The 23691-nt window shown below is 61.0% G+C and carries 18 protein-coding genes; 8 read left to right on the top strand and 10 right to left on the bottom strand.

The window, feature by feature from the left end; genetic code table 11:
* Positions 1–39: 39 nt before the first annotated feature.
* Entirely contained in the window at positions 40–1206 is a 1167-nt protein-coding gene (locus QNH97_RS18065) for an MFS transporter (RefSeq protein WP_283553234.1), read from the top strand.
* Positions 1207–1334: 128 nt separating this feature from the next.
* On the top strand, positions 1335–1502 hold the full coding sequence (locus QNH97_RS18060; protein ID WP_283553233.1) for a hypothetical protein: 168 nt from the start codon (positions 1335–1337) through the stop codon (positions 1500–1502).
* Here QNH97_RS18060 and QNH97_RS18055 read toward each other — a convergent pair.
* The 7 genes from QNH97_RS18055 to ilvD all read right to left on the bottom strand — a co-directional run bounded on the left by QNH97_RS18055 (position 1491) and on the right by ilvD (position 10546).
* A complete protein-coding gene (locus tag QNH97_RS18055) occupies positions 1491–2855 on the bottom strand; it encodes an MFS transporter (protein ID WP_283553232.1) in 1365 nt (454 codons plus the stop codon). The genes QNH97_RS18060 and QNH97_RS18055 overlap by 12 nt on opposite strands.
* A 52-nt stretch (positions 2856–2907) precedes the next feature.
* Positions 2908–4137: an OprD family porin gene (locus QNH97_RS18050; protein WP_283553231.1), complete on the bottom strand. Its 1230-nt coding sequence runs from the start codon at positions 4135–4137 to the stop codon at positions 2908–2910.
* Positions 4138–4255: 118 nt separating this feature from the next.
* Positions 4256–5620 (bottom strand): MFS transporter, encoded by a 1365-nt coding sequence (locus QNH97_RS18045; RefSeq protein WP_283553230.1) that lies wholly within the window; start codon positions 5618–5620, stop codon positions 4256–4258.
* A gap of 78 nt (positions 5621–5698) precedes the next feature.
* Positions 5699–6976, bottom strand: coding sequence for an FAD-dependent oxidoreductase (locus QNH97_RS18040; RefSeq protein WP_283553229.1), 1278 nt, complete (start codon positions 6974–6976; stop codon positions 5699–5701).
* A gap of 98 nt (positions 6977–7074) precedes the next feature.
* Positions 7075–7557, bottom strand: a complete 483-nt coding sequence (locus QNH97_RS18035; RefSeq protein WP_283553228.1) for an aconitase X swivel domain-containing protein — start codon at positions 7555–7557, stop codon at positions 7075–7077.
* Positions 7554–8837 (bottom strand): aconitase X, encoded by a 1284-nt coding sequence (locus tag QNH97_RS18030; RefSeq protein ID WP_283553227.1) that lies wholly within the window; start codon positions 8835–8837, stop codon positions 7554–7556. Before QNH97_RS18030 ends, QNH97_RS18035 begins: the two co-directional genes overlap by 4 nt.
* A complete protein-coding gene (gene ilvD, locus QNH97_RS18025) occupies positions 8834–10546 on the bottom strand; it encodes a dihydroxy-acid dehydratase (protein WP_283553226.1) in 1713 nt (570 codons plus the stop codon). The genes QNH97_RS18030 and ilvD overlap by 4 nt, the downstream gene beginning before the upstream one ends.
* Positions 10547–10669: 123 nt before the next feature.
* Here ilvD and QNH97_RS18020 point away from each other — a divergent pair, with 123 nt between their 5' ends.
* The 3 genes from QNH97_RS18020 (at position 10670) to QNH97_RS18010 (ending at position 14768) form a co-directional block, all read left to right on the top strand.
* Positions 10670–11602 (top strand): LysR family transcriptional regulator, encoded by a 933-nt coding sequence (locus QNH97_RS18020; protein WP_283553225.1) that lies wholly within the window; start codon positions 10670–10672, stop codon positions 11600–11602.
* Positions 11603–11689: 87 nt separating this feature from the next.
* Positions 11690–12928 (top strand): thiolase family protein, encoded by a 1239-nt coding sequence (locus QNH97_RS18015; RefSeq protein ID WP_283553224.1) that lies wholly within the window; start codon positions 11690–11692, stop codon positions 12926–12928.
* A gap of 82 nt (positions 12929–13010) precedes the next feature.
* On the top strand, positions 13011–14768 hold the full coding sequence (locus QNH97_RS18010) for an acyl-CoA dehydrogenase (RefSeq protein ID WP_283553223.1): 1758 nt from the start codon (positions 13011–13013) through the stop codon (positions 14766–14768).
* Between the two features lie 50 nt (positions 14769–14818).
* On the opposite strand, the gene QNH97_RS18005 is transcribed toward QNH97_RS18010, so the two are convergent.
* The 3 genes from QNH97_RS18005 to QNH97_RS17995 all read right to left on the bottom strand — a co-directional run bounded on the left by QNH97_RS18005 (position 14819) and on the right by QNH97_RS17995 (position 20528).
* The gene (locus QNH97_RS18005; protein WP_283553222.1) at positions 14819–17911 is read right to left on the bottom strand and encodes an efflux RND transporter permease subunit; all 3093 of its coding nucleotides are present in this window, start codon (positions 17909–17911) and stop codon (positions 14819–14821) included.
* 26 nt (positions 17912–17937) lie between these two features.
* Positions 17938–19089 carry an efflux RND transporter periplasmic adaptor subunit gene (locus QNH97_RS18000; protein WP_283553221.1) on the bottom strand — a complete coding sequence of 384 codons (1152 nt, stop codon included), beginning with the start codon at positions 19087–19089 and terminating at the stop codon, positions 17938–17940.
* Positions 19090–19151: 62 nt separating this feature from the next.
* Positions 19152–20528 (bottom strand): efflux transporter outer membrane subunit, encoded by a 1377-nt coding sequence (locus QNH97_RS17995; protein ID WP_283553220.1) that lies wholly within the window; start codon positions 20526–20528, stop codon positions 19152–19154.
* Between the two features lie 287 nt (positions 20529–20815).
* Here QNH97_RS17995 and QNH97_RS17990 point away from each other — a divergent pair, with 287 nt between their 5' ends.
* The 3 genes from QNH97_RS17990 to QNH97_RS17980 are packed head-to-tail and all read left to right on the top strand — an operon-like array spanning position 20816 to position 23665.
* Entirely contained in the window at positions 20816–21631 is an 816-nt protein-coding gene (locus QNH97_RS17990) for a MipA/OmpV family protein (protein WP_283553219.1), read from the top strand.
* Positions 21631–22317, top strand: a complete 687-nt coding sequence (locus tag QNH97_RS17985; RefSeq protein ID WP_283553218.1) for a response regulator transcription factor — start codon at positions 21631–21633, stop codon at positions 22315–22317. The genes QNH97_RS17990 and QNH97_RS17985 overlap by 1 nt, the downstream gene beginning before the upstream one ends.
* A complete protein-coding gene (locus tag QNH97_RS17980; RefSeq protein ID WP_283553217.1) occupies positions 22286–23665 on the top strand; it encodes a sensor histidine kinase in 1380 nt (459 codons plus the stop codon). The genes QNH97_RS17985 and QNH97_RS17980 overlap by 32 nt, the downstream gene beginning before the upstream one ends.
* The last annotated feature ends 26 nt before the right edge of the window (positions 23666–23691 follow it).

The following is a 23691-nucleotide window of genomic DNA, read 5'->3' as shown; positions in this document are numbered from 1 at the left end:
CTGGATCGTAGCATTGGCGGCATAGATAAGGAGCCTTCCATGCGTATCAATCCACCACTTGTCGCACTCGCCATAGGTGCCTTTGGCATCGGCGTTACCGAGTTCGCCCCCATGGGCATGTTGCCGGGTATCGCTGCGGACCTCGGCGTTTCCATTCCCGCCGCTGGTCTGTTGGTCAGTGCCTACGCTCTGGGCGTACTGCTCGGCGCGCCGCTGATGACCTTGACCACTGGCAGAATTCCCCGGCGCTATCTGCTGATCGGGCTCATGGCGATTTTCACCCTGGGTAATCTGATGTCAGCCCTGGCTACCGATTACTACAGCCTCATGGTCGCCAGGGTGGTGACCTCACTGAACCACGGTGCGTTCTTTGGCGTTGGCTCCATCGTCGCCGCGAGCGTGGTCGCCCCGGAGAAACGTGCCGGGGCGGTTGCGGCAATGTTCATGGGCCTAACCCTGGCGACCATCGGCGGAGTGCCGCTGGCCACCTGGTTTGGCGAACTGTTCGGTTGGCGCACGGCATTCTGGGGGATCACCGGCCTCGGCGGGGTGACCATGGCCGCGTTGTGGTTCGCCTTGCCCAACCTGCAAATGCCGCAAAGCGTCGGTGTCCTGGCTGAAATCCGGGTACTGGGCCGTGGCCCGGTGTTGGGGGCGTTGGCCCTGACCGTAGTCGGCTCAGGTGCAATGTTTACTGTCTTCACTTACATCGCACCGATCCTCAGCAACGAGACCCACGGGTCCACCGCTTACATCACCGCCATGCTGGTGCTGTTCGGTGTGGGGTTGACGCTGGGCAACATGTGGGGTGGCAAGGCCGCCGACCGCTCGATAGACCGCACCCTGATCGTTTCGCTGAGCGTGCTGATTGTTGTCCTGCTGGCGTTCACCGTCCTGATGCGTTGGCCGCTGCCGGCCGCCGTTGCCATCCTGATATGGGGTATCGCCAGCTTCGCCCTGGTGCCGCCGCTACAAATGCGCGTCATGGAAGCCGCCAAGGACGCGCCCAATCTGGCCTCGGCGGTGAATATCGGTGCCTTCAACCTCGGCAACGCGATTGGTGCGGCGCTGGGCGGAGCGGTGATCAATGCCGGGCTGGGGTATCCGGCGATCTCCCTGGCCGGAGCGGCAATGGCGGGTCTGGGGCTGCTGATGGTGTTGGCTTTTGTCTGGCGTTCCAGAGTGGTTGCAACGGCGGCTGCGTGACGGTGATTTGAGGGGGCTGTCAGCCGCCATTTTCGGCATATCCCCTTGGAGGCTTAGGCAGCGTGCGCAGTGCATTCGAAGATGACGATTAAGGTATTTGCCTTGAGCCCGATTTGGAGGATCACCGCGTGGACAGACCGACAATAAAAGTGCTGACGGCGGCCGTTACTCCGTCAGGGGGCAATCGCTTGGCCCAGGGCTTCGGCGGCATGTTTTTGGCCCTGCTGATCATTGCCCTCATGGGGGCTGGGAGTGTCGATGCGCGCCGTCGTACTCCTTACCCTCTACTGTTCTGACGTTGTCAAAAGCTCGGCTTTCACGGTCGAGCGTCTGTCGATGCGCGCCACGGTGTAGGCACACACACCCAATACGGCAGGGCAGAGGGCGAGTACTGCGAAGCTCTTCACCACGGGCATGCCACTGTTGAGCACATAGGCGCCGAGTAGCGGCCCGAATATTGAACCGATCTTGCCCATGGAGGCGGCCCAGCCGGCGCCGTTGCCGCGGATAGCGCTTGGATAGAAAATACCGGCGATGCTGGTGATGCCGTAGTGGCTGCCTTTGACGAAGATTGCGCCGATCAGGCTTAGCACGATGAAAGCGTTACCCTGCAGATTGCCGATACCCAGGACCAACAGGAAGGGTAGCGACAGCAAGGGGTAGATCATCACCGCGTATGGCCCTCGGGTATCGACCAGGCGCATCAATGCCAGTCCGGCCATGGCCCCGCTGAAGGAGGCGAAGGAGCTTACCCATGACGCGGTAGCCCGGTCGAACCCCGCGTACTGATACACCAGTGGACTCCACGAGGCGAGAAAGTACATGGCCATCGAACTCGCGCCGAAGCCAATCCAGATCATTGGGGTGATCCATTTCAGCCTGCCGATGAACAGCTGCCCGATACGAAAGGGCCGGTCGCCGATATCGACTTCATCAGCAAGGAAGTAGCGATCTCCGGGGCGGACGTCGATAGCGGGATCCAGGCGCTTGAGGATCCGCGCCACGGCCTCGGGATGCTTGTGCTTGCTCACCAGAAACCGCACCGATTCCGGCAGCGTGAAAAACAGCAGCACACTGGACAGCAGGGTCGCAATGCCGCCGAGCGCGAACACGCTGGCCCAGCCGTAATGAGGCGCGATCCATACGGTCAAGGGACCGGCCACTGCGCCGCCCAGACTGAAGCCGACCATGATGATGGTGATCACGCTTGCGCGGTAGCGTTTGGGCACGAACTCGATGTTCAAGGCCCAGCACAGCGGCAGCATGGCGCCCAAGGCAAAACCGTTGAGAAAACGCAAAACCAGCAGCGATGCGTAACTGTCGGCAAAGACGAACAGCAAGGTCATCAGGCCGAAGGCGCTGTTGGACAGGATGATGGTCGGGCGGCGGCCGATCCGGTCGCCGAGGTAACCGAAAAAGAAACCACCGAGCATCATGCCGAACAATCCGATGGAAAAAATGTTACCCAGTTGCAGCTTGTCCAGACCGATGTCGTCGGCCATGTAGGCGGCAGTGTGGGAGAGCATCAGTAGGTCAAAGCCATCGAGAAAAGTGATCAGCACCGACGCGCAGATGATCACGTAGTTGAAGCGCGAAAGCTTGCGGTCCTCTATCAAGGCGGCGACATCAATGGTACGTGACTGGGTCATGGTTGTTCTCCACACAATAAGAGGCAGGCGGACAGGTTCCGGCTTGCCGGGCTCACCACAATTTCCAGGTGTAACCGACGATCAGGCGATTCTCATCGAGCTTCTGAGTCAGGCCATCGCCGGATCGGTAGGTCACGTTGCGCCAGCGCAGGTTCAGACCCTCCAGCGCGCCACGCTGGAAGACGTAAGTCAGGTCGGTGTCGCGCTCCCACTCACTGCCGTTGCGTACCGTCGGAGTGCGGATCTCGCTGCCTTTCACGTAACGGGTCATGAATGTCAGGCCCGGTATGCCGAGCGCAGCGAAGTCGTACTCGTAGCGCAGTTGCCAGGACTTTTCGTTGGCCTTGGTGAAGGTGTTGTAGGTCACCAGGTTCGCCACGTACGGGGTGCCGGTGTCGATGACCGGGAACACGCTGTCACCCGACAGACGCTGGAACGCGGCAGAGAATCGTTGTGCCCCGACCGACAGGGTGAACATGCCGTTGAAGTTGCGGTTGTCGATCTTCCCGGCCTTGCCGGCGCCGATGTCGTTGCTGTCGAAATAGCGTAAGTCCGATCGCAGGCTCAGGCCTTGGCCCAATGGCAATACATGTACAAGACCGGCGAATTGCTGGCGGTAGATGTCTTGCAGCTCGCCATGGTGATAGCGCAAGGTCAGGTTCTTGCCCAGCGTATAGTCACCGCCGAGCAGGTCCAGATGATCGCTGTTCTGGCCGGCGTAGCTGATGTCGTCATTGCTCGACGAATCGCGGCCGTTGGCTTCGGTCAATCTCGCCGCGGTGACGGACAGGTCGTCGATCTCGCTCGAGGTCAAATAGGCGCCGGTGAAAGTCGAAGGCAGCAAGCGGGTATCACTGTAGTAGGCCAGCGGATGGATCGGCATCAGGGTTCCCACTTTGAGCTGGGTCCGGGAAAGGCGCATTTTCGCGGTCAGGCCCAGTTCGCTGTAGTCGTCCACTGGCTGGTTGCTGTTCGGCCCATAGGGCAGTAGCCCGGTGCCTCGCCGACCCGGACCCGAGTCGAGCTTGATCCCCAGTTCACCCAGGGCGTCGAGTCCGAACCCCAAGGTGCCATCCGTGTACCCAGACTGAAATTCGGCGAAGAAACCTTGGGTCCATTCTTCGGCCTTGGCCTGGGGCGCGCCGCTCTGGCGGAAGTCCCGGTTCAAGTAAAAGTTACGGGTAGTCAATGTTGCGGTGCTGTCTTTGACGAAGTCTGCCTGGGCGTTAGTGAAGTGGCACAAGAGCAACACCGCTGTGGCAAATAATCGATTCCTGTTCATTTTTATTGGTCTCCAGGCGTGCGGATGAAGGTTTTTCAGGACGAGTCTTGCCGGGCCGCGTCGATGACGACGCGGCAGGGCGTGTGTGGGTCAGGTGTTACGGATCAGAGGGTGCCGGTCACGATCGCGAAGGCGCGGGCAGAGGTTCTGCTGCACGGTCACTGCGAGTCAGATGACCGATCGCCAACGCACTGGCCGCCAGCACGGCCGGGCAGATAGCGAGGACTAGAAAGCTCTTGACCACCGGCATGCCGCTGTTCAGCACATAAGCACCGAGCAATGGGCCGAGGATCGAACCGATCTTGGCGATCGAGGTGGCCCAGCCAGCGCCATTGGCGCGTATGGCGCTGGGGTAGAAGACCCCGGCGATACTGAGGATTCCATAGTGGGAGCCCTTGACGAACACGGCACCGACCAGGCTTAGCATGAGAAAGGCGGTTCCCTGCATGCCGGTGATGCCCAATACCAGCAGGAACGGTAGCGCCAGCAGCGGATAGATCATCACCATGTAAGGGCCGCGGGTATCGACGAAACGCATCATCGCCAGACCGGCCATCGCGCCGCTGAAAGAGGCGATGGAGCTGACCCACGAAGCGGTTGCACGATCAAAGCCGGCGTACTGGTAAACCAGCGGGCTCCAGGAGGCGAGGAAGTACATGGCCATGGAGCTGGCCGAGTAGCCGAGCCAGATCATCGGCGTGAGCCATTTCAATCGGCCGATGAACAGCTGGCTGATACGAAAGTCCTTTTGGCCGATATCCGGCTCGTCCAGCAGGACGAATCGGTCACTCGACCGCACATCCAGGTTCGGGTCCATACGCTTGAGAATCGCTGCGATCTTATCCGGGCCTTTGCGCTTGCTGGCCAGGAACCGGACCGATTCGGGCAGGGTGAAGAACAACAGCACGCTGGCGGCAAGGGTCAGTATGCCGCCGAACACGAACACGCCTTGCCAACCGATATGCGGCGCTAGCCACACCGTGAGTGGTCCGGCCATTGCGCTGCCGAGGCTGAATCCGACCATGATGATGGTCACCACCGTGGAGCGATAACGCTTGGGCACGAACTCGATGTTCAAGGCCCAGCACAGCGGCAACATTGCGCCCAGGGCGAAGCCATTGAAAAAGCGCAAGACCATCAGCGATTCATAGCTGTTGGCCATGGCGAATAGCAGCGTCAACACGCCGAATGAGCAGGTCGAAAAAATGATCGTGGGGCGCCGACCGATACGATCACCCAAGTAGCCGAAGAAGAAGCCTCCGAGCATCATCCCCAGCAGGCCGACCGAGAAGATCTCGCCCAGTTGAATCTTGTCCAGGCCGATTTCGTCGGCAATGTAGGAAGCCGTGTGGGACAGCACCAGCAAATCGAAGCCGTCGAGGAAGGTGACCAGGACCGAGACCAGAATCACCACATAGTTGAAGCGTGACAGCTTGCGATCTTCTATGAGCGCCGCCACATCAAGGGTGCGGGACTGTGACATGTACGTTCTCCACTATATTTTTATTTTTTTGTAGTGGCGCCCACGTTTGAGCGGTGGGCGCTTCGAACTGCTTGAATCCTATTCCAGATTGAACGCCAGCCGCTCGCGCAAGGCCTCGGCGGGTATGTCGCTCAACCTGCCGTCCGGGCCGGCGAGATCCAGTGCATGGGCCGCAGCGGCCCCCATCGCGATACAGGGTCCCATTACGCGGACGCTCGACAGCGCCGCGGCATCGGCGTCGATGCAGCGTCCGGCGACAACGAGGTTGTCGCTGCCTTCGGGAAGCATGCTGCGCAACGGCACACTGTGGATGTGATCGTCACCAAAGGGCTCCCATTGATAACCACTGGTGTCGCCGTGCAGTTCCACCGGCCAGGAGGTGCGCGCTACCGCATCCGGGAACATCGTCGCCGCCCGGACTTCATCGGTGCTCAGGTGATGATGCCCGACAATCCAGCGGGTCTGGCGAATACCTGGCAACCCGTAGGCACGCACCTTGGCCTTGCCATAGGCCTCAGGGTATTCCGATTGGAGGAAGTTGATCACTTGATCCACCTGCTGACGCCCAGCGATTGCGACGTGAGAGGCCGCGACCGGATCCAGAGGCGTTTCGATATGGGTCATGTTGAAGGCGGCAGTGCCGCGCCCGGGGAACTGAAAGAACAACCCGTCGTCGCGTTCGATGCCGTAGCTTTTGGCCTTTTGTTTGACCCGTTCGGTGAACTGTGGGCGAGTGGGCAGGTGCGCTTCATTGATATGCTCAAGGACGAACATCTGGGTGCCGTAGATAGGCGTATCTGGCTCGCGACAGGCAAACCCGGCATTCCAGGTCAGCGCCGCGTCTCCGCTGGCGTCGACAAAGCCCTTGGCCGCCACGCGTACATCGCCGTAGCGGGTGGCCAGTTCCACTTCTTGTACCCGCGAACCTTCGCGCACGACATCGCGCAATACCGCGCCGAGCACAACAGTGATTCCGGCGTCGAGGACTTTCTGGCCGATCCAGCGACCCAGCGCCACTTCGTCGTAATAGACCACCGTGGTCAAGGGCCCGATAGCCTGGTGTAGATCCCCCGAGGCACCCAGGTCACGGAGGATGCCGTCGGCGATGCCATGGGTCAGCAACCGGCGGTTCGGACCATTGGAGAACAACCCGCAAAAGGTCCCGATGATCGAGCCGACTGCCTGCCCGCCGAGCATCGGCAGGGCGTCGAAGAGCACCACGCGCTTGCCGAGCGCGGCGGCCTCAAGGGCCGCGGAAATTCCGGATATGCCGGCGCCGGCGATGCACACGTCAGCCTGCAGGTGTTGGACAGTGGGTGCGCTGGTACGGCGCACCGTGCGGATTACATGAGTCATTTGACTACCTTTGAGTGTGAAAAGGGCAGCCGACCCCGAGCCCGTTGGCCTGGGGCCACGGGTCACGGTTGTTTCGGCAAGCGGATTCCGGGTTCGGGTTACGGCTGGTCTGGTGTTCGATCCAGGGCGGTCGCAACTTCTGACAAATGCCGATCGCGGCGATGCTCGCGCGGGGTCACCTCGATGGTCCCGGTGTCGGCATCGACGCGGACCCAGTCGCCGGTACGAATGCGCTCCAGCGGATCCTCATCGAAGTCGGTCATGGCCGGGGCGTGCACGACCACCGCGCCAAGGCCCATCTTCGCGGTCATCTCGTTGAACAACATGGCGCCGGGCGCCACTCCGGCGAGGCGGGCGATGTGGAACTGCGATGACCAGCCAGACGAGCCCTTGGCCCCCGGAAACACCAGCACTTTCCCGGCGAAGCTGATGCCTTTGAGTGCGTGGCGAGTCTCGATGACGGTGCCGCTGCGCGGGTCGATGCCGCCCCAGCCGGAGATGCGGTCACGGGTCACCAGTGCTTCGCCTTCGAAACGGCCGCCGACGACTTTGCGGCCCTTGAGAGTGAAGGTCTTGCTCATTTCAGTACTCCTCTCCAGCGCCCCTCGATGGCCGCCTGCACGCAATCGGCCGTGGTACCGAACCAGGCCTGGATCCCCATGATCGCCGGCAGGTAATGGGCCTGTTTGGCCGAGTCGACGGCTGCCACCTTGGTCCCCTTGGGGACCACCTTGCCGATCGCCGAACAGGTATCGGTCATTACATGGCCACCGGCCTGTTCGATGATGCGGGTGTAGCCGGCCAAGTCGGCCAGTTGTTTGATCGACGCCGCGGTGAATATCCACAGTTCGGTATTCGGGCTCAGGCGTTGGCCCTCTAGCAACTGGCAGACCTCCCAGATCTGCTCGAGGCTGTAGTGGGGACAGCCAAGCATCACGAAATCGACTTCGGCATCTCGCGCTGTGAGGTTGACTTGTTCGTAGGCCCAGCGTCGTTCGGCTTCGCCGAAACGTAATGTGCCTTCAGGCTTGCGTGAGCCGAAAGCGTCCTCGCGGGTCCGGGCCTCCGGTGTGACACCGACCAGATGAAACATCTCCACGCCGCCGCTGGAGGCCGCCGCTGCGCCAAAGTGCTTGAGCCGCGCCAGGTTCGGTTGGTGACTCAGGCCCTCGATGACCGGGATGCGATCCTGCACCTGCTCACCGATCCAGTAGCCAAGCAATCCCCAGTCGGCGGTGGTGCTGACCTCGATATCCAGTTGGATCAGGTGGGTGCCGCGACGGTTCTCGCTGATGTGCAGACCCCAGTAGGGGAGCTTGCCGGTGAGCATCGCCGCGCCAGTGCTTTCCCGACCTTCGGCATTGGTCCGGGCACCGAGTACCGAGTTGATGTAGATCACCGCCGAGGACTCCATCCAGGCGCAATGCTCGCCTTTTACCGGCACGTTGCCGACCTGGTAAGGCGTACAGGTATTCAAGGGTTGCACGCCCAGGCTGCTGCTGTAGGCCTGACCGGTTTCATAGATGCGTACCACATCCTCCGAGATGCCTTGGCGTTCGGCTTGTCGAGGATCGATACCCTGTTGCAGGTGGCTGCTGAAGACCTTGACCTTGGGAATACTGACCACTTCGGCACTGTCGAGGTTGAACTCGCTGAACACCGCATCCATACCGCCGTTACGATCACCGTACTGGCGCAAAAAGGGCGTGGTGGCGCCGATCGTGCCGGCTACGTTTCGCGTATCCACCAGGCATTGCGCATCCAGGGCTTCGCCATAACGCACCAGCAAATCCATGGCTTTGCGCACCGCCGGGCCTTCGTCGCCGGCGAGCATGGCTTTTTCGTCGTCGCGCAATATCATTGCGGCTGCTCCGGTTTGTCGGTGATGTCGAGCGGTTTGACCAGCACGGCACCGTGTTCCATGGAGGACACGCTGTTGCGGTAGATATCCAGCCAGCCACCGCCGAACTGCGACGCCATGGGCTGCCAGCGGGCGCGGCGCGCTTGCATTTGCGTTTCGCTGATGTCGGCGTTGAGCGTGTTGAGATCCAGGTCGATGTCGATGATGTCGCCGTCTTCGACCAGCGCCAATGGACCGCCGACTGCTGCTTCCGGGGCCACCTCGGCGACCACCAGGCCTTTGCACACCAGCCCCGAGAGATGGCCGTCGGTGAGCATCGCCACATGGTCGCCGAGCCCGGCCCCATCGATGGCGAACACCACTTTCGAGGCGCCGCCGCCCATGGCCGGGCCGCCGCGTACACCGGCACCGCGCATGACCACCACATGGCCGGGCTGGATGCGCCCGTCCTGCAACGCTTCGATGGCATCGGCCGAGCGCTCGAAACAGATTGCCGGGCCCTTGAACTGGCGCATCTTGTTCGGGTCGATGCCATATTTGACGATGCCTGCTTGTGGCGCGATATTGCCGCGCAGCATCACGATCGCCGGCTGGGTGGCGAAGGGGTTGTCCAGCGCACGGATCACCTCATCGTCGCTGATGGCTACCCCTTGCAGGTTTTGCGTCAGGGTTTTGCCGGTGACGGTCATCACATCGCCATGCAGCAAAGGCTCCAGGCGCTTGAGTAGTCCACGACCACCCCCCGCAGCTTCCATTTGCTCAATGCTGTGTTCGCCCACCGGACGCACGCCGACCAGCACCGGCACTTGATTGCCCAGCTCCCTGAAAAGCTGGTAGACGTCCACATCAATGCCGCCTTCGGCTGCAACCGCCTGCATGTGTTTGATGGTGTTGACCGAGCCTGCGGCCGCGAGAATGGTCGCCACGGCATTGGCAAAGGCACCAGGGGTCAGGATGTCGCGGGGTTTGAGGTCTTCCTCGACCATTTCGACGATGCGTTTGCCGGCCTGACGAACGAAGTCAAACATCTGCGGGCTGTTGGCCGCGATGGGTGAACTGCCGGGCAAGGCCATGCCCAACGCTTCACAGACCAGGTGCATGGAATTGGCGGTGCCCATGCCCGAGCAGACGCCGGGTCCCTTGATGGCATTGCGTGCCATGCCAACCAGCTCTTCGACCGGCAGTTTGCCGGTGACCACGTGCATGGAACTGATGAACACATCTTCGATGTCGACGTGCTGGCCCTTGTATTCGCCACTTGGCTGATACCCGCACACCACGATCAGCGTTGGAATGTTCAGTCGGGCGGCGGCCATCAACTGGCCGGGTACTGTTTTGTCGCAGGAGGCCAGGCAGATCATGCCATCGAGCTGAGCGCCTTCGACCGCCACTTCGATATCGTTGGTGATGAGGTCGCGGGCGGCCAGCATATAGGCGCCACCCGCACCGGCACCGGTGATGAAGTCACTGGGTGCGGCAGTGCGAATTTCGAAGGGCAGGGCGCCGGCGTCGCGGATCGATTGTTTTATTTCGGCGGCAATGCCGTCCAGGTGACTGAAGCAGATTGCCAGGTTGGACGAAGAGTTGACGATTGCGATCTTCGGCTTTTCCAGTTCGCTCTCATCAATCCCCAGGGCACGCCATTGGGCGGCACGCACGGCCCACAAATAGGAGCCGTAGGGAAAATTACTGCGCAACTTTCTGGGCATGTCTTGCTCCGTTATTTTTATAAGTAGGCTAATCCGGTGTACCGCTTGAGTGATCTTGTGCCGAGTCTAGGCTTCGACCTAGAATCCGAAAACCTTATTTGACTTATAGATAAAATCCAAAATATGGATATAAAGGACGTCGACCTCAACCTGCTGAAAGTCTTCGATGCGCTGCGCAAAAAGCAAAGCGTGACCCTGGCCGGTGATCTCATGGGGCTCAGTCAGCCCGCCATGAGCTTTGCCTTGTCCAAGTTGCGCACGTTATTCGATGACCCGTTGTTCATCCGTTCTTCCCGTGGCATGCAGCCGACTGCGAGGGCTCTGCAGATCGCCGAGCCGGTGCAGCGGATTCTAGAGATGGTCAGCAGCGAAGTGCTGCCATCCACCGGTTTCGCTCCCGAACACTCCGAGCGGCAACTGGTGCTGTGCATGTCGGATATTGGAGAAATGGTGTTCCTGCCGAGGTTGATGCGGATGCTCGACAGAGAAGCACCGCAGCTGAGAATTCGCACTCTGGCGCTGTCCCAGGAGCAGTTGGAAGAGGGCCTGGATGCCGGAGAAGTGGACGCGGCAATCGGCTATTTCCCGCGGTTGCTCAACACCTCGATCCGTCATCGGGCGCTGTACAGCCACTCGTTCGTCTGCATCGTGCGCCGCGATCACCCGACCATCGGTGACAGCCTGAGTGCCGAACAATACCAGGCTGCTGTGCATGTCGCGGTCCAGGCCGAAGGGCGCGGCATGAGTGTGCTGGATCGCGAGTTGGCCGCCCATGGCATCACCCGGCGTGTGCGTTTCAGCTTGCCGCGCTTCATGGGCGTGCCGTTTCTGGTGGCCGAGTCGGACATGATCGCCACCGTGCCGCTGGCGGTAGGACGGCGGTTTGCCGAAATCACTGATGTCCGGCTGGTGGCGCTGCCTTGGGACATTTGCGGCTACGACATCCATCTGTACTGGCATACGCGTTTCCATTACGACCCGGCCAATCGTTGGTTGCGGCAATCATTCATTGAATTGCTCGGTGATTTCTCTCCCGCCGAACAGGTATTGATTTGATTATTACGGTTAATGGTTAATTGACATAACTAACGGCGCCGGTTAGGTTTTGCTCACCTTCAAGCGAACAACAAGCGAGCAACCGCTATGAACCCAGGGCAATATTCGGTGTTCAGGGATGTGGCGATCCTTGAGGCCGTGCGCACACCTTGGATCGACCTCGGCGGTGCGCTGGCCCAGGTATCGCCCATTGATTTGGGGATCAAGGTCGGTCGTGAAGTGCTGGCCCGTGCCGGGCTCGATCCACGAACAGTCGACACGGTATTGGCCGGCTCCATGGCCCAGGCCAGCTTCGATGCCTACTTGTTGCCACGTCACATCGGTCTTTACAGCGGTGTGCCGCAACAGGTGCCGGCGCTGGCGGTGCAGCGCATTTGCGCCACCGGCTTCGAGCTGCTGCGCCAGGCCGGCGAGCAACTTCGCGACGGCGCAGAACTGGCGCTGTGTGTGGGCGCCGAATCCATGTCGCGCAACCCGATAGCGGCCTACACCCATCGGGACGGATTTCGTCTCGGAGCGTCGGTGGATTTCAAGGACTTCCTCTGGGAGGCGCTGTTCGACCCGGCACCGGGACTGGACATGATCGCCACGGCGGAAAACCTTGCCAGGCGTCATGGACTGAGTCGCGAGGCGGTGGATACCTATGCCCTCAACAGCCATGAGCAAGCGTTGCAAGCGCAGGCCTCTGGCTGGTTCGCCGATGAAATCGTCACCGTGCGCAACGAGTCGTTCGAGCTGGACGGCTATCAGCCACGGGGCATTACACTGCCGCGTCGGATAGACGCAGTCACCCTCGACAGCCACATTCGACCGACTGATTTACCCGCATTGGCGAGGTTGCGGGCAATTCATGCGGGGGGCGTGCAAACCGCCGGCAACAGCTGTGCAGTGGTGGACGGAGCGGCGGCGATGCTGGTTGGTCGCGCATCGACCGGTACGCGACCGGCACTGGCAAACCTGCTGGCGACTGCGGTGGTCGGCGTGGCGCCGGAGTTCATGGGAATCGGCCCGGTTCCGGCGATCCAGCTGCTGCTGCAACGCAGCGGGTTGGTCCTGGACGATATCAGCCTGGTTGAAATCAACGAGGCGCAGGGCGCCCAGGTGCTGGCAGTGGCCCAGGCGCTGGAGTTGGACACCCACAAGCTCAATCGCCGCGGCGGCTCGATTGCCCTCGGGCACCCACTGGCCGCTACCGGCCTGCGCCTGGTGATGACCCTGGCCCGACAGCTGCGCGAGCAGCACCTGCGCTACGGAATCGCCGCTGCCTGTGTCGGTGGCGGGCAGGGCATGGCCGTGCTGATCGAGAACCCGCAGTACCGCGGCTGAGCACTATCGCCGCGTTGAACAGCGCCGGGCGAATAGTGACCGGCCACAGCCCCTTGCAATTCTCGACGCTATGAGGTTTTCCATGTGGCACTACCAGGCGCCGCTGCGCGACATGCAATTCATTCTCGAACATTGGCTGCAGGCACCTCGGGCGTGGGGTCAAATGTCCGCATTCGACACCCTGGACTTACCACTGGCGATTCAGGTTCTGGAAGAAGCCGGACGTTTCAGTACGGGTGTCTTGGCGCCGCTCAACAGCAACGGTGATCGCCAGGGCTGCCGTTTCGAAGAAGGCCGGGTCAGTACCCCGGACGGTTTTGTCGAGGCTTACCGGTCATTCGCCGGAGGTGGCTGGCCGGCGCTGGCCTGTGATGAGGCGTTCGGCGGCCAAGGGTTGCCGCAACTGCTCGATGCCGCACTGCAGGAAATGCTTTATGCGAGCAACCACGGCTGGGCCATGTACACCGGCATCGCCCATGGCGCCTATCTGTGCCTCAAGGCCCATGCACCGCAGTGGATCAAAGACCGTTATCTGCCGCAGATTGTCAGCGGTGAGGCATTGCCTACCATGTGCTTGACCGAGCCCCAGGCAGGCAGCGACGTCGGCCTGTTGCGCTGCCGCGCCGAGCCGCTGAGTGATGGCAGCTATCGGCTGAGTGGCAACAAGATCTTTATTTCCGGAGGCGAACACGACCTGACCGAAAACATCCTGCATCTGGTGCTGGCCCGCCTGCCCGGTGCGCCCGCCGGCAGTCGTGGTGTTTCGCTGTTTCTGGTGCCTAAACGCCTGGATGACGCTCAAGGCAACGCCGTGCGCTGCGACGGTATTGAACACAAGATGGGCATCAAGGGCAGCGCCACCTGTTCGCTGACGTTCGACGGTGCCCAAGGCTGGCTGATTGGCGAGGCTAATCGCGGTTTGGCGGCGATGTTCGTGATGATGAATTCGGCGCGGCTACACGTCGGCCTGCAGGGGCTGGGACACGCCGAAGCCGCTTGGCAGAATGCCCACGCCTACGCGGTGGAGCGCAAGCAAATGCGTGCGCCCAATCGACCGGTCGGCATTGGCGCCGAGGCTGCCGACCCGATCCACTATCACCCAGCCATACGGCGCGCTTTGCTGGAGTTGCGGGCGTACACCGAGGGCATGCGCGCAGTCGGTTATTGGGCCGCACACTTGCTCGATCAGGCCGAGCATGACCCAGATCCCGCGACTCGACAGCATGCCTTTCAACTGGCGGGGCTGTTGACGCCGGTGATCAAGGCTTTCTTCACTGAGCAGGGGTTCTGTTTGGCCAGCAATGCCTTGCAGGTGTTCGGTGGTTACGGCTATATCACCGAGTTCGCCATTGAGCAGACCCTGCGCGACAGTCGAGTCGCAATGATTTACGAGGGCAGCAACGAGATTCAGGCCAATGACCTGCTATTGCGCAAAGTATTGGGCGATGAGGGCCGCGCCTTCCGCGAGTTGCTCACGGTTTTGCGCGAAGAAGCCCGGGAGGGCGGCCAGACAGCAGGTTGCGCCAGCTTTTGCACTGAGCTGGCGCTGCTCTGCGACAAGCTCGAGTGCGTGCAGGCAGAGGTCCATGACCAGGCAGCCGAGGAGGGCGAATACCCCTATCGAGTCGCTGGAGATTTTCTGCGACTGTGCGGTTTGACCCTGTTGGCTTTTGCCTGGGCTCGGACGGCGCGTGTCGCTCGGTTGCTGCCCGAGAGTGATCCACTGCGCGCTGGCAAACTGGATACCGCCCGCTTCTTTTTTGCGTATTTGTTGCCGCAAGCCGATTACCGGATCGCCGCCATTCGCGCAGCCAAGGCACCGCTACCGTTTCTGGAGTGAGTTCGGGTAAGTACCGATGCAGGTATTGCCCCTGTGCAGGTTGAGGAGATTTAGAGGTTGGACGAGCCAGCCACTGCGATTTCAGTTCGGCCTCTTACCCACTGGGCAGCATCATCAACGAGACTGTAGATCACTGGAATCACTAGCAGGCTCAGGAAGGTCGACGAGATCAACCCGCCAATGACGACGATTGCCATGGGCGCACGAAAACTCGGATCACCGCCCCAACCGAGCGCGATTGGCAGCATGCCCGCAGCCATGGCAATGGTTGTCATGACAATGGGCCGAGCCCGCTTGTGGCAAGCGTCGAGGATTGCATCCGTGCGCGTCAGGCCGTGCGCATGTCGCGCGATAACGATGTAGTCGACCAGCAGAATGGAGTTTTTCGTCGCAATGCCCATCAGCATGATCAGCCCGATCATTGAAGGCATCGACAACGCTGAACCGGTGAGGTAGAGCGCGAGAACCGCACCGGGTATTGCCAGTACGAGCGCAGCCAGGATGGTCATGGGCTGCACGAAATCCTTGAGCAGCATGATCAGCACCATATAGATACACAGGATGCCGGTCAGCATGGCGACAGCGAAGCCAGTGACCAGCTCACCCATATCTTCCGCATCCCCCAGCGCGGTTTGTGTGATACCGGACGGCAGCGTTTTCACGCTGGGCAGCGCAAGCACGGCGCGTTCCACCTCGCCAAGCGCGCGACCGTTCAATTCGATCTCAAAGTTGACGTTACGCAATCGATCGTAGCGCGTTATTTCGGCAGGCCCGCCGCCCAGTGTCAGCGTCGCCACGTTGTCCAACGGCACGGGACCGCGTGCGCCGGGCACCGGCAGCCGCTTGAGCAGTTCGTAGTCGCGGCGGGCAGCGTCGTTGAGCCGCACAACCACTGGCACTTGACGATCGCTGAGGTTGAGCTTCGCCAGTGCATGGTCATAGTCGCCCAACGTCGCAACACGCAGCGTTTCGGCGATCGCCGCCGAAGTGACCCCCAGATCGGCCGCTCGGGCGAAGTCGGGCCTTACGATCAGTTCCGGGCGTACCAGGCTCGTCGTCGACGTGATCGCACCGAGGCCAGGAATGCCAGACAACTCACGCCCGACTTGTTGCGCATGCTGTTCAAGCTCCCGACTGTTTTCGCCAGCGAGCATCAGGACATAGCTTTCGCCGGAGCCTCCCATGCCGACCGCGATCCGAACCGCAGGCAGTACCGCCAATGCATCGCGCAATTGTTGCTCAAGTGCTTGCTTGCGCAGTCCCGAGCGCTCGCTACGGTGCGTCATGTTCAGCGTTAACACCACTTTGCGAACCTGTGCGGCCGAGGGGGTTGCCGGTTCGGAGGGATCGGCACCCGCAGTCCCCGCGCCGATTGCGGTATAGACCGTTCGCACATGAGTGTTCTGCTTCAGGATTCGTCGCGCTCGCTCAGCCAGGGCAATGCTGTCGCTCAACTTGCTGCCGGGCGGCAGGGTTAACGTGACCTGGGTTTGCGAGTCGTCATCGGCAGGGATGAAGGCGCCAGGCAGTAGCACGGCGAGCATCAGGCCGGCGCAGAAGAATGTCGACGCGCCCGTCATGGTCAGGCGTCGATGGCGCAGGCACCAGCGTGCCGATGACAGATAGCCGCCCATCCACCAGGGCTCTGGCTTGGTCAGTTTCTTGGGAGTACGCATCAGGTAGGCGCACATCATCGGCGTCAGCATGCGGGCAACGACCAGCGAGACGAAGACTGCGGTAGCCGCCGTCCAGCCAAACTGGACGAAAAACTTGCCGACCGTGCCGCTCATGAAGGCGGTCGGCAGGAACACGGCAACCAAGGTAAAGGTCGTCGCCACGACGGCCAGGCCGATTTCGTCAGCCGCTTCCATGGCCGCCTGATACGGTGTCTTGCCCATCCGCAGGTGTCGCTCGATGTTCTCGATCTCGACGATCGCATCGTCAACCAGGATGCCAATCACCAGGGATAGCGAAAGCAGGGTCACGATATTGAGGCTGAAGCCCATCAGGTGCATCATCGCGAAGGTCGGAATGACCGACAGCGGCAGCGCCACTGCTGCAATCAAAGTCGCCCGCCAGTCGCGCAAAAACAGGAACACCACCAGCACCGCGAGCACCGCCCCCTCATAGATCAGTTGCATCGAGCCATCGTAGGTTTCAACCACCGGATCGACGAAGTTGAACGCTTCGACGATCGCGATATCCTGGCGCTTGCTCTTCATGGTTTCGATGGCTGCACGCACGCCCTCAGCGACCTCGATTTCGCCTGCGCCCCGTGCGCGAACGATTTCAAAACCCACCACGGGCTTATCGTTCCAAAAGGCAGCGGAGCGTGGTTCCGCCGCTGTATCGTAGATATTCGCCACTTGGTCGAGCCGGATGTGGCGGCCGTCGCCCAGCGCGATCTCCAGGGCGGCCACCTCCTGCGCCGAGTCGACCGTTGCAATCGTACGCACCGATTGCTCGATGGCACCCAACTCGACACGCCCTCCTGACGCTTCTTGCTGCACCCGTTCCAACTGGCGCGAGATGTCCGCCGCACTGGCGTTAAGCGCCAGCAACCGCGCCGGGTCGAGATCCACGCGTATTTCGCGAGTGACGCCGCCGACACGAGTCACTTGGCCAACGCCGGGCACGGCGAGTAGCGCTTTGCTCAGTTCGTTATCGACGAACCAGGACAATGCCTCGCCATCCAGGCTTGTGGAGTCCACCGTGTAGGTCAGGATCGGCGAACCAGCGAGTTCAACCTTGCGGATCACCGGGTCGCGCAGGTCGCCAGGAAGGTCGGCGCGTACCCGGGAAACCGCGTCGCGGACGTCGTCGACTGCCTCCTGCGTGGGTTTCTCCAGGTTGAACTCGACCGCGATGTTGACCTCGCCGTCAGTCAATGTGCTCTGGATATGTTTCACGCCCTGGATTGTCGCGAGCGAATCCTCGATCTTGCGGGCAACGTCGTTTTCCAGTTGTACCGGGGAGGCGCCTGGCAGGCTTGCGGTTAGGGTGACCGTCGGCAGATCGATATCGGGAAAGTTCTGCACTTTCATCGCCACGAATCCCATCAGGCCCACGACCGTGAGCAGAATGAAAAGCAGCACCGACGGTGTCGGATTGCGGATCGACCAAGAAGAAATATTCAGACTCATCGTATGCACCTATTCGTTGCAAGACGTCATTTCAAGACGATGGGAGCAATGCCAGGGCTGGATGCCGGGTGATGATCGCCAGGGGAAGTCTCAGCAACGACGCGCACAAGGTCGCCGTCATTCAGAAAACTCCCGCCTGCAGCGACTACTTGGGCGGCCAGGTCGAGACCGCTGACAATCTCCACGCGATCTGCGGTGCGTCGGCCTGTGGTGACTTTGGTTTGTACGACTCTGGACTGCGCCCCGATACGAAACACGTGGCTGAATCCGTCGCGCAGCACCACTGATGTTTGCGGCAGGGTCAGCAGTCGCCGCGTCTCGATCTCGAACTCACCGCGGGCGAACATTCCGGCGCGCGCGGCGCCAGGTTGCGGCAGATCGACGTAAACCATTGCGTTGCGGGTCTGAGTGTCTATGAGGGGAGCAATCATGCGTAATGTGCCGGTAATCGGCTCACCACCCGCCGGTTTGACCCGAACGGTTTGCCCCGCTTTCAGCTTCGCCACGTCTGCAGCGGCCACTTCGGCGCGCCATTCCAGGCGGTTACCCAGAATCATTCGATACAGTTCCTGGCCGGAGGGCAGCACGGCACCCACCGTGGCACTTCGTGCGGAAATCACACCATTGTCGGGTGCCAGCACCTGAGTCTGGACGAGGCGCAGGTGCTGTGTTTTCTCGACCGCCCGCGCACCTTCCAGACGCGCCTGGGCCGCGCGCTCCTGCATCAGGTATTGCTGGATCTGCTGGGCCGACATCGCCCCGGTTTCCCGGAGTTCTCGGGCTCTGCCGGCGTTGGCGGTCGCCTCTGCCTGTGCCGCGAGCGCCTCCGCAGTCGCCGCACGACTCTGCGCCAGTTCGGCGGTTACCGTATGCGCGGCGAAGACCGCGAGGACCTGGCCACGCCGCACCACGTCACCCACGTTGACCCTGACCTCGACCAGCCTCAGGCCATCCGCCTCGGTGCCAATGCTGGCTTCTTGCCAAGCCATGATGTTGCCATTCGCCGAGACCTCGATGGGCATCAGATCGAACTGTAGTTGGGCCAGGGTTACTGTGAGCGCGGGCCTGGCGGCAACGGGTTCATTGCGCTCCGGTTGGCGGGTAACGGTGATGGCCATGCCGGTGACAGTCAAAGCGATGCCCGCGATAGCCGCTACGTAAAAATAGGTGCTGTTCATCATCTCGTTCCTGATGCCGGCCCGCCCGAGACAGCGCAGTCGCCAGAGCGTGTAAGGATCTTTTAGGGGGATTTTTTGCTGTTTGATTTCGAGGGAAGGCCGGCCTGGGGCAGGTCAGTGGTGGACCAGCCGCCACCTGTCGCGCGGTAGAGCGCAATCCAGGCTTTGATGCGCTCGTGCTCCAGTCCGATAGCCGTACTGCGCGCGGTCACCAGGCTACGGCGTGCATCCTCCAGTTCGAATACGCTGGACACTCCGGACCGGTACGCCGATTCCGTTGCCTGGTATGAGCGTGTAAATCCTTCAACGGCGACGCCGGTATCCGCGCTGCGTGCCGCTGTGCTTTGCAGGGACACGAGCGCGTTTTCGACTTCTCGCACGGCTTCGCGCACGCGGGCGGTGAAAATCGTCGCCGTCGCTTCGTAGCGGATGAGGGCCGCCTGCGCCTCTGCTTTACGCACGCCACCCTCGAACAGCGGCATGGTGATGGAGATCGGCCCCACGCCCCAGATAACGCCATCGGTGCTGACGCCTGCGCTGTGGAGACGGGTTGGCGTGATGTCGCCGCTCAGGGTGATCTTCGGCCAGCGCTGGGCCTGTGCCTGATCCGAGTCGGCGCTCGCGGCCATTAGATCCAGCGCGGCGGCATGGACGTCAGGGCGTTGTGTGACCACCGAAGCCGGTACGCTGGCAATGCTGAGCCCAGCCGGTCGCGGCAGGCGTGCGGCAGCGCTGGCAAGATCGTGTCGCAGCGCCATTTCGTCTTGCGCCGTGAGGGCAACCAGTGTCTTGACGAGCAGGTCGCATTGCGCCTTCTGCTGCACCACGCTAACCCGGCCCTGGGCTGCGCTGGCGTCGGCCAGGTCGGCTGCAGAGGGCGACCGAAAGCCCGCAGCCACCGCAAGCGTGGTCAGCCCGGCGGTCTGCGCCCGCGATCCGGCATCGATCTCGGCCTCCCGGGTCTGTGCCTCGCACGCGCGATAGTCGACATAAGTCGTTGCTATCTCGGCGGCCAGGGAAACCCGTGCATCGTGCCAGCCGGCCTGGCTGGACGCCAGCCTGGCGGAGGCTGCGTCAGTGGCGGCGCGATTCTTCCCGAAAATGTCCAACTCCCAACTGGCCCGTAGACCTGCCGCGTAGCTATTGCCCTTCGCGCTATCAAGATCGCTACGTCCCCGACTCGCGCTGGCATTCGCTTCAAGGGAAGGGAGGAGGGCAGCCCGGCCGGCAACGTACGCTGCACGGGCATCGGCGATGTTGCGGGCAGCCTGGGCGAGTGTCGGACTGGCACGTTGACCGTCCTCCAGCAGGCGAAGCAGCAGAGGGTCATCGAACTGTGCCCACCATTGACTCATTGCTTCAAGCCGCCCGCCATGGGGCAACGGCGCATGCCATTGTGTCGCTACAGGCTTGATCCCACCCGGAATCGGTTTAGACATTCCGGACGAGCAACCCAGCAGCCCTATCGTCACGCTTGCCAGGGCCACGATGGACAGTGCATGCCCGATAGCCGCCAATCCGCGCCGCGATCCGGCTGAATTCGTGATAGATATTGTAGGGAATGGCATGCGGTGCTCTCATCTGTGTCGGCGACAGGAGAGACCTTCCGGCAGTGAGACTTTCCAGACACTTACCAGCCATAAAATCGAAAATACGTTCCGGTAAGTAATGCGTAAGAAGAGCGCCTTGATGATGCGACTTCCCAACGCAATTACAGGAAACGGTTATGCGCACGCTCTTGTCGCCGGTCTCGATTTTCAACGTTCCGTACATTCACAAGGCGTTTGCGGCGATAGTTGTCGTAGCGCTGGTTTTCCCGGCGACAGTGAAGGCTGAGGACGATCCGCAAGCTTCATCGTCCTGGGGCGTGGGCATCGGTGCCAAGAGCACCCAGAAGCCCTACAGGGGAATTGATCGTGATACCGAGGTGTTGCCGCTGATACAGTTCGAGAACCAGTACATCCGGTTGTTCGGTCCCAATCTGGCGTTGAAACTGCCGGGCTTTGAGATCACCGAGACCAATAGAGTCGATTTCAGCCTGGTCGCTAAATACGACTCAAGCGGTTATGAAGACGACGATGCCGATATTCTCGAAGGCATGAGCGACCGCAAGAGTGGTTTCTGGGCTGGCGCCAGAGTCGATTGGCAAACGGGTCTGGCGGACGTCAGCCTCGAGTGGGTTCATGACATTTCGGGCAACAGCAAGGGGCAAAGTGTCAGCCTCGGCCTGGAAAGGACCTGGCAGATCAACGAGCACATCATGCTGACACCCCGTGTTGGCGCGACATGGCAGGACAGCAAATATGTTGACTACTATTTTGGCGTCCGGGAGAGCGAAGTGCTCGCCAATCGTGGTTTCTATGAAGGCAAGTCCGGTGTAAACATCGAGCTGGGCCTGCGCGGAGTCTATCGATTCGATAAGCATAATTCTGTTTTTGCCGATGCAGAGGTCACCCAATTGTCATCCGAAATCAAAGACAGTCCGCTGGTGGATCAGTCAAACCAGAACAACCTCACCTTTGGCTACGTGTACCGTTTCTGATGAGCCGGATACTGCTTGTTGAGGATCATGAACGACTCGCCCAGTTGATGTGCAATGGGCTGGCGGCTGCTGGTATTGCGGTCGATGTGGTCGGCCGTATCGATGCCGCATGGGCTGCTGTCCAGCAGATGCAGTATCAGGCGGTGATCCTCGACCGGGGATTGCCCGACGGTGACGGTCTTGTCTTGTTACCGAAGTTGCGCAACGCCGGGCTGGGCATTCCTTGCCTCGTATTGACCGCACGCGATGCGTTGCATGACCGCGTCCAAGGCCTGGACGCCGGGGCCGATGACTACCTTCCCAAACCATTCGCCATGGATGAGCTGGTGGCCCGCGTCAAGGCATTGCTACGCCGGCCGGTGGAGTTTCGTACACTCGACCTTGATCATGGTGATTTGACCCTGCGTCCTGACACTGGCGCGCTGTGTTGCGCTGGGCAGAGCATCACACTCGCACCGGCGGAAATGCACATCATGCTGCTACTTTTACGCAAGCATCATGAGGTCGTGCGTCGAGCCACACTGGAGGCCGCAGCCTGGGGGCTAAGTGATGCGGTCACCCCCAACGCCCTGGATGTCGCCCTTCATCGTATTCGTCGCAAGCTGCTCGCCATTGGGTCACGCCAGCGAATAGCCAATGTCAGAGGTCTTGGTTATGCGCTTCGTGAAGATGATTCAGCCCAATAGCCTGAGACTGAAAATCCTGCTGGCCTATGTGGCCGGCATGCTGCTCAGCATCACCTTGCTGGTGATCGCTGCCGCTGTCGCGTTGCAGAGTGACCTGCTGGCGCGCATGGACTTCGCCGACCTCGTGGAAGAATTGGCGCAAGACATCCGCTTCAACGACGATGGCAGGCCTGTTGGATTCTACGAGGACTTCGATGAGTTGGGATGGGCCTTCGTCAGCCTGAACCATGAAGTCGCTTACCGAATTCTGGATGAAGCCGGAAATGTGGTGTTGCTGTCGAGTGCCTGGGCGCAGTTCTGGCCAACTGACGGCGAATTGCTGCGCCTGGAGCGTGGTCGCTTCGATTTCGAGCACAACGATGTGACATTGTACGGTGCCACCGAACCTGTCTTGCACGAAGGCCGGACGTGGTTTTTCCAGCTTGCTGTCACCACAAGATTCATGGGGCTGCTCCATCGCGTGGCCCTCCCGTTGGTGGGCGCTGGCATCATCATGTTCAGCCTTGTGCTGCTTGTTGCCTTCGGTTTGTGCACCTACATCACATTGCGCTACACCCTCAAACCCCTGCAAGACCTGTCCAAGTCCGCCACGGCAATCTCCCCGCGCTCCCTGAACGCCCGCCTGAGCATCGACGCGGTACCGTCGGAAATCGCCCCACTTGTCGACAGTTTCAATCAGGCGCTGGATCGCCTCGAACGAGGCTATCGCGTGCAGCAGGATTTTCTCGGTAACGCCGCGCATGAGTTGAAAACGCCCCTGGCGCTGATCCGTGCGCAGATCGAATTGAGGGAGGATGCCGGAAACCACCGCGACGCGCTGCTGAGCGACGTCCAATACATGAGCCGCCAGGTGCAGCAGATTTTGCTCTTGGCGGAAGCAAGCGAGACGCACAACTACCTGTTCACCCTCGTTCGGGTGCAAGAGATCGTCGAGGAAGCGATTGGCTACATGCAACGCATGGCGTCAGCCGCAGACGTATGCCTGAGCATTTGCGCGGCAGACGATGTGATATGGAGGGCTGACCGGGGTGCCTTGTTCACCCTGCTCAAGAATTTGTTGGAGAACGCAATCCAGCATGCTCCGGCCAACACGGTTGTCAGCATCGACATTCATTACGACAAAGTCATCGTACGAGATACAGGACCAGGCATCGATAGCGCGCAATTGCCGTTGCTGTTCGACCGCTTTTGGCGCGCTGCCCACCGACGAGATCATGGCGCCGGCCTGGGTTTGGCAATTTGCCAGGAAATTGCCCTGGCCCACGGCTGGCACCTTACCGCTGAGCAGGCTGAGCCGGGGCTCCGATTCCTGCTGTCGAATGATCAGGTAAGCCAGGCCCGCGCATAGGCCTGACGTTCCGCACCGGTTTCCCT

Source organism: Pseudomonas sp. G2-4, assembly GCF_030064125.1.
In the GTDB taxonomy this organism is placed as follows: Bacteria; Pseudomonadota; Gammaproteobacteria; order Pseudomonadales; family Pseudomonadaceae; genus Aquipseudomonas.
The sequence above is the reverse complement of the archived record's forward strand: the minus strand, read 5'-3'. Positions and strand labels throughout refer to the sequence as shown.

Coding starts and splice junctions, on each gene's coding strand:
- QNH97_RS18065 (WP_283553234.1), top strand. CDS start 40: ATGCGTATCAATCCACCACTTGTCGCACTCGCCATAGGTGCCTTTGGC.
- QNH97_RS18055 (WP_283553232.1), bottom strand. CDS start 2,855: ATGACCCAGTCACGTACCATTGATGTCGCCGCCTTGATAGAGGACCGC.
- QNH97_RS18050 (WP_283553231.1), bottom strand. CDS start 4,137: ATGAACAGGAATCGATTATTTGCCACAGCGGTGTTGCTCTTGTGCCAC.
- QNH97_RS18045 (WP_283553230.1), bottom strand. CDS start 5,620: ATGTCACAGTCCCGCACCCTTGATGTGGCGGCGCTCATAGAAGATCGC.
- QNH97_RS18040 (WP_283553229.1), bottom strand. CDS start 6,976: ATGACTCATGTAATCCGCACGGTGCGCCGTACCAGCGCACCCACTGTC.
- QNH97_RS18035 (WP_283553228.1), bottom strand. CDS start 7,557: ATGAGCAAGACCTTCACTCTCAAGGGCCGCAAAGTCGTCGGCGGCCGT.
- QNH97_RS18030 (WP_283553227.1), bottom strand. CDS start 8,837: ATGATATTGCGCGACGACGAAAAAGCCATGCTCGCCGGCGACGAAGGC.
- ilvD (WP_283553226.1), bottom strand. CDS start 10,546: ATGCCCAGAAAGTTGCGCAGTAATTTTCCCTACGGCTCCTATTTGTGG.
- QNH97_RS18020 (WP_283553225.1), top strand. CDS start 10,670: ATGGATATAAAGGACGTCGACCTCAACCTGCTGAAAGTCTTCGATGCG.
- QNH97_RS18015 (WP_283553224.1), top strand. CDS start 11,690: ATGAACCCAGGGCAATATTCGGTGTTCAGGGATGTGGCGATCCTTGAG.
- QNH97_RS18010 (WP_283553223.1), top strand. CDS start 13,011: ATGTGGCACTACCAGGCGCCGCTGCGCGACATGCAATTCATTCTCGAA.
- QNH97_RS18005 (WP_283553222.1), bottom strand. CDS start 17,911: ATGAGTCTGAATATTTCTTCTTGGTCGATCCGCAATCCGACACCGTCG.
- QNH97_RS18000 (WP_283553221.1), bottom strand. CDS start 19,089: ATGAACAGCACCTATTTTTACGTAGCGGCTATCGCGGGCATCGCTTTG.
- QNH97_RS17995 (WP_283553220.1), bottom strand. CDS start 20,528: ATGTCTAAACCGATTCCGGGTGGGATCAAGCCTGTAGCGACACAATGG.
- QNH97_RS17990 (WP_283553219.1), top strand. CDS start 20,816: ATGCGCACGCTCTTGTCGCCGGTCTCGATTTTCAACGTTCCGTACATT.
- QNH97_RS17985 (WP_283553218.1), top strand. CDS start 21,631: ATGAGCCGGATACTGCTTGTTGAGGATCATGAACGACTCGCCCAGTTG.
- QNH97_RS17980 (WP_283553217.1), top strand. CDS start 22,286: ATGCGCTTCGTGAAGATGATTCAGCCCAATAGCCTGAGACTGAAAATC.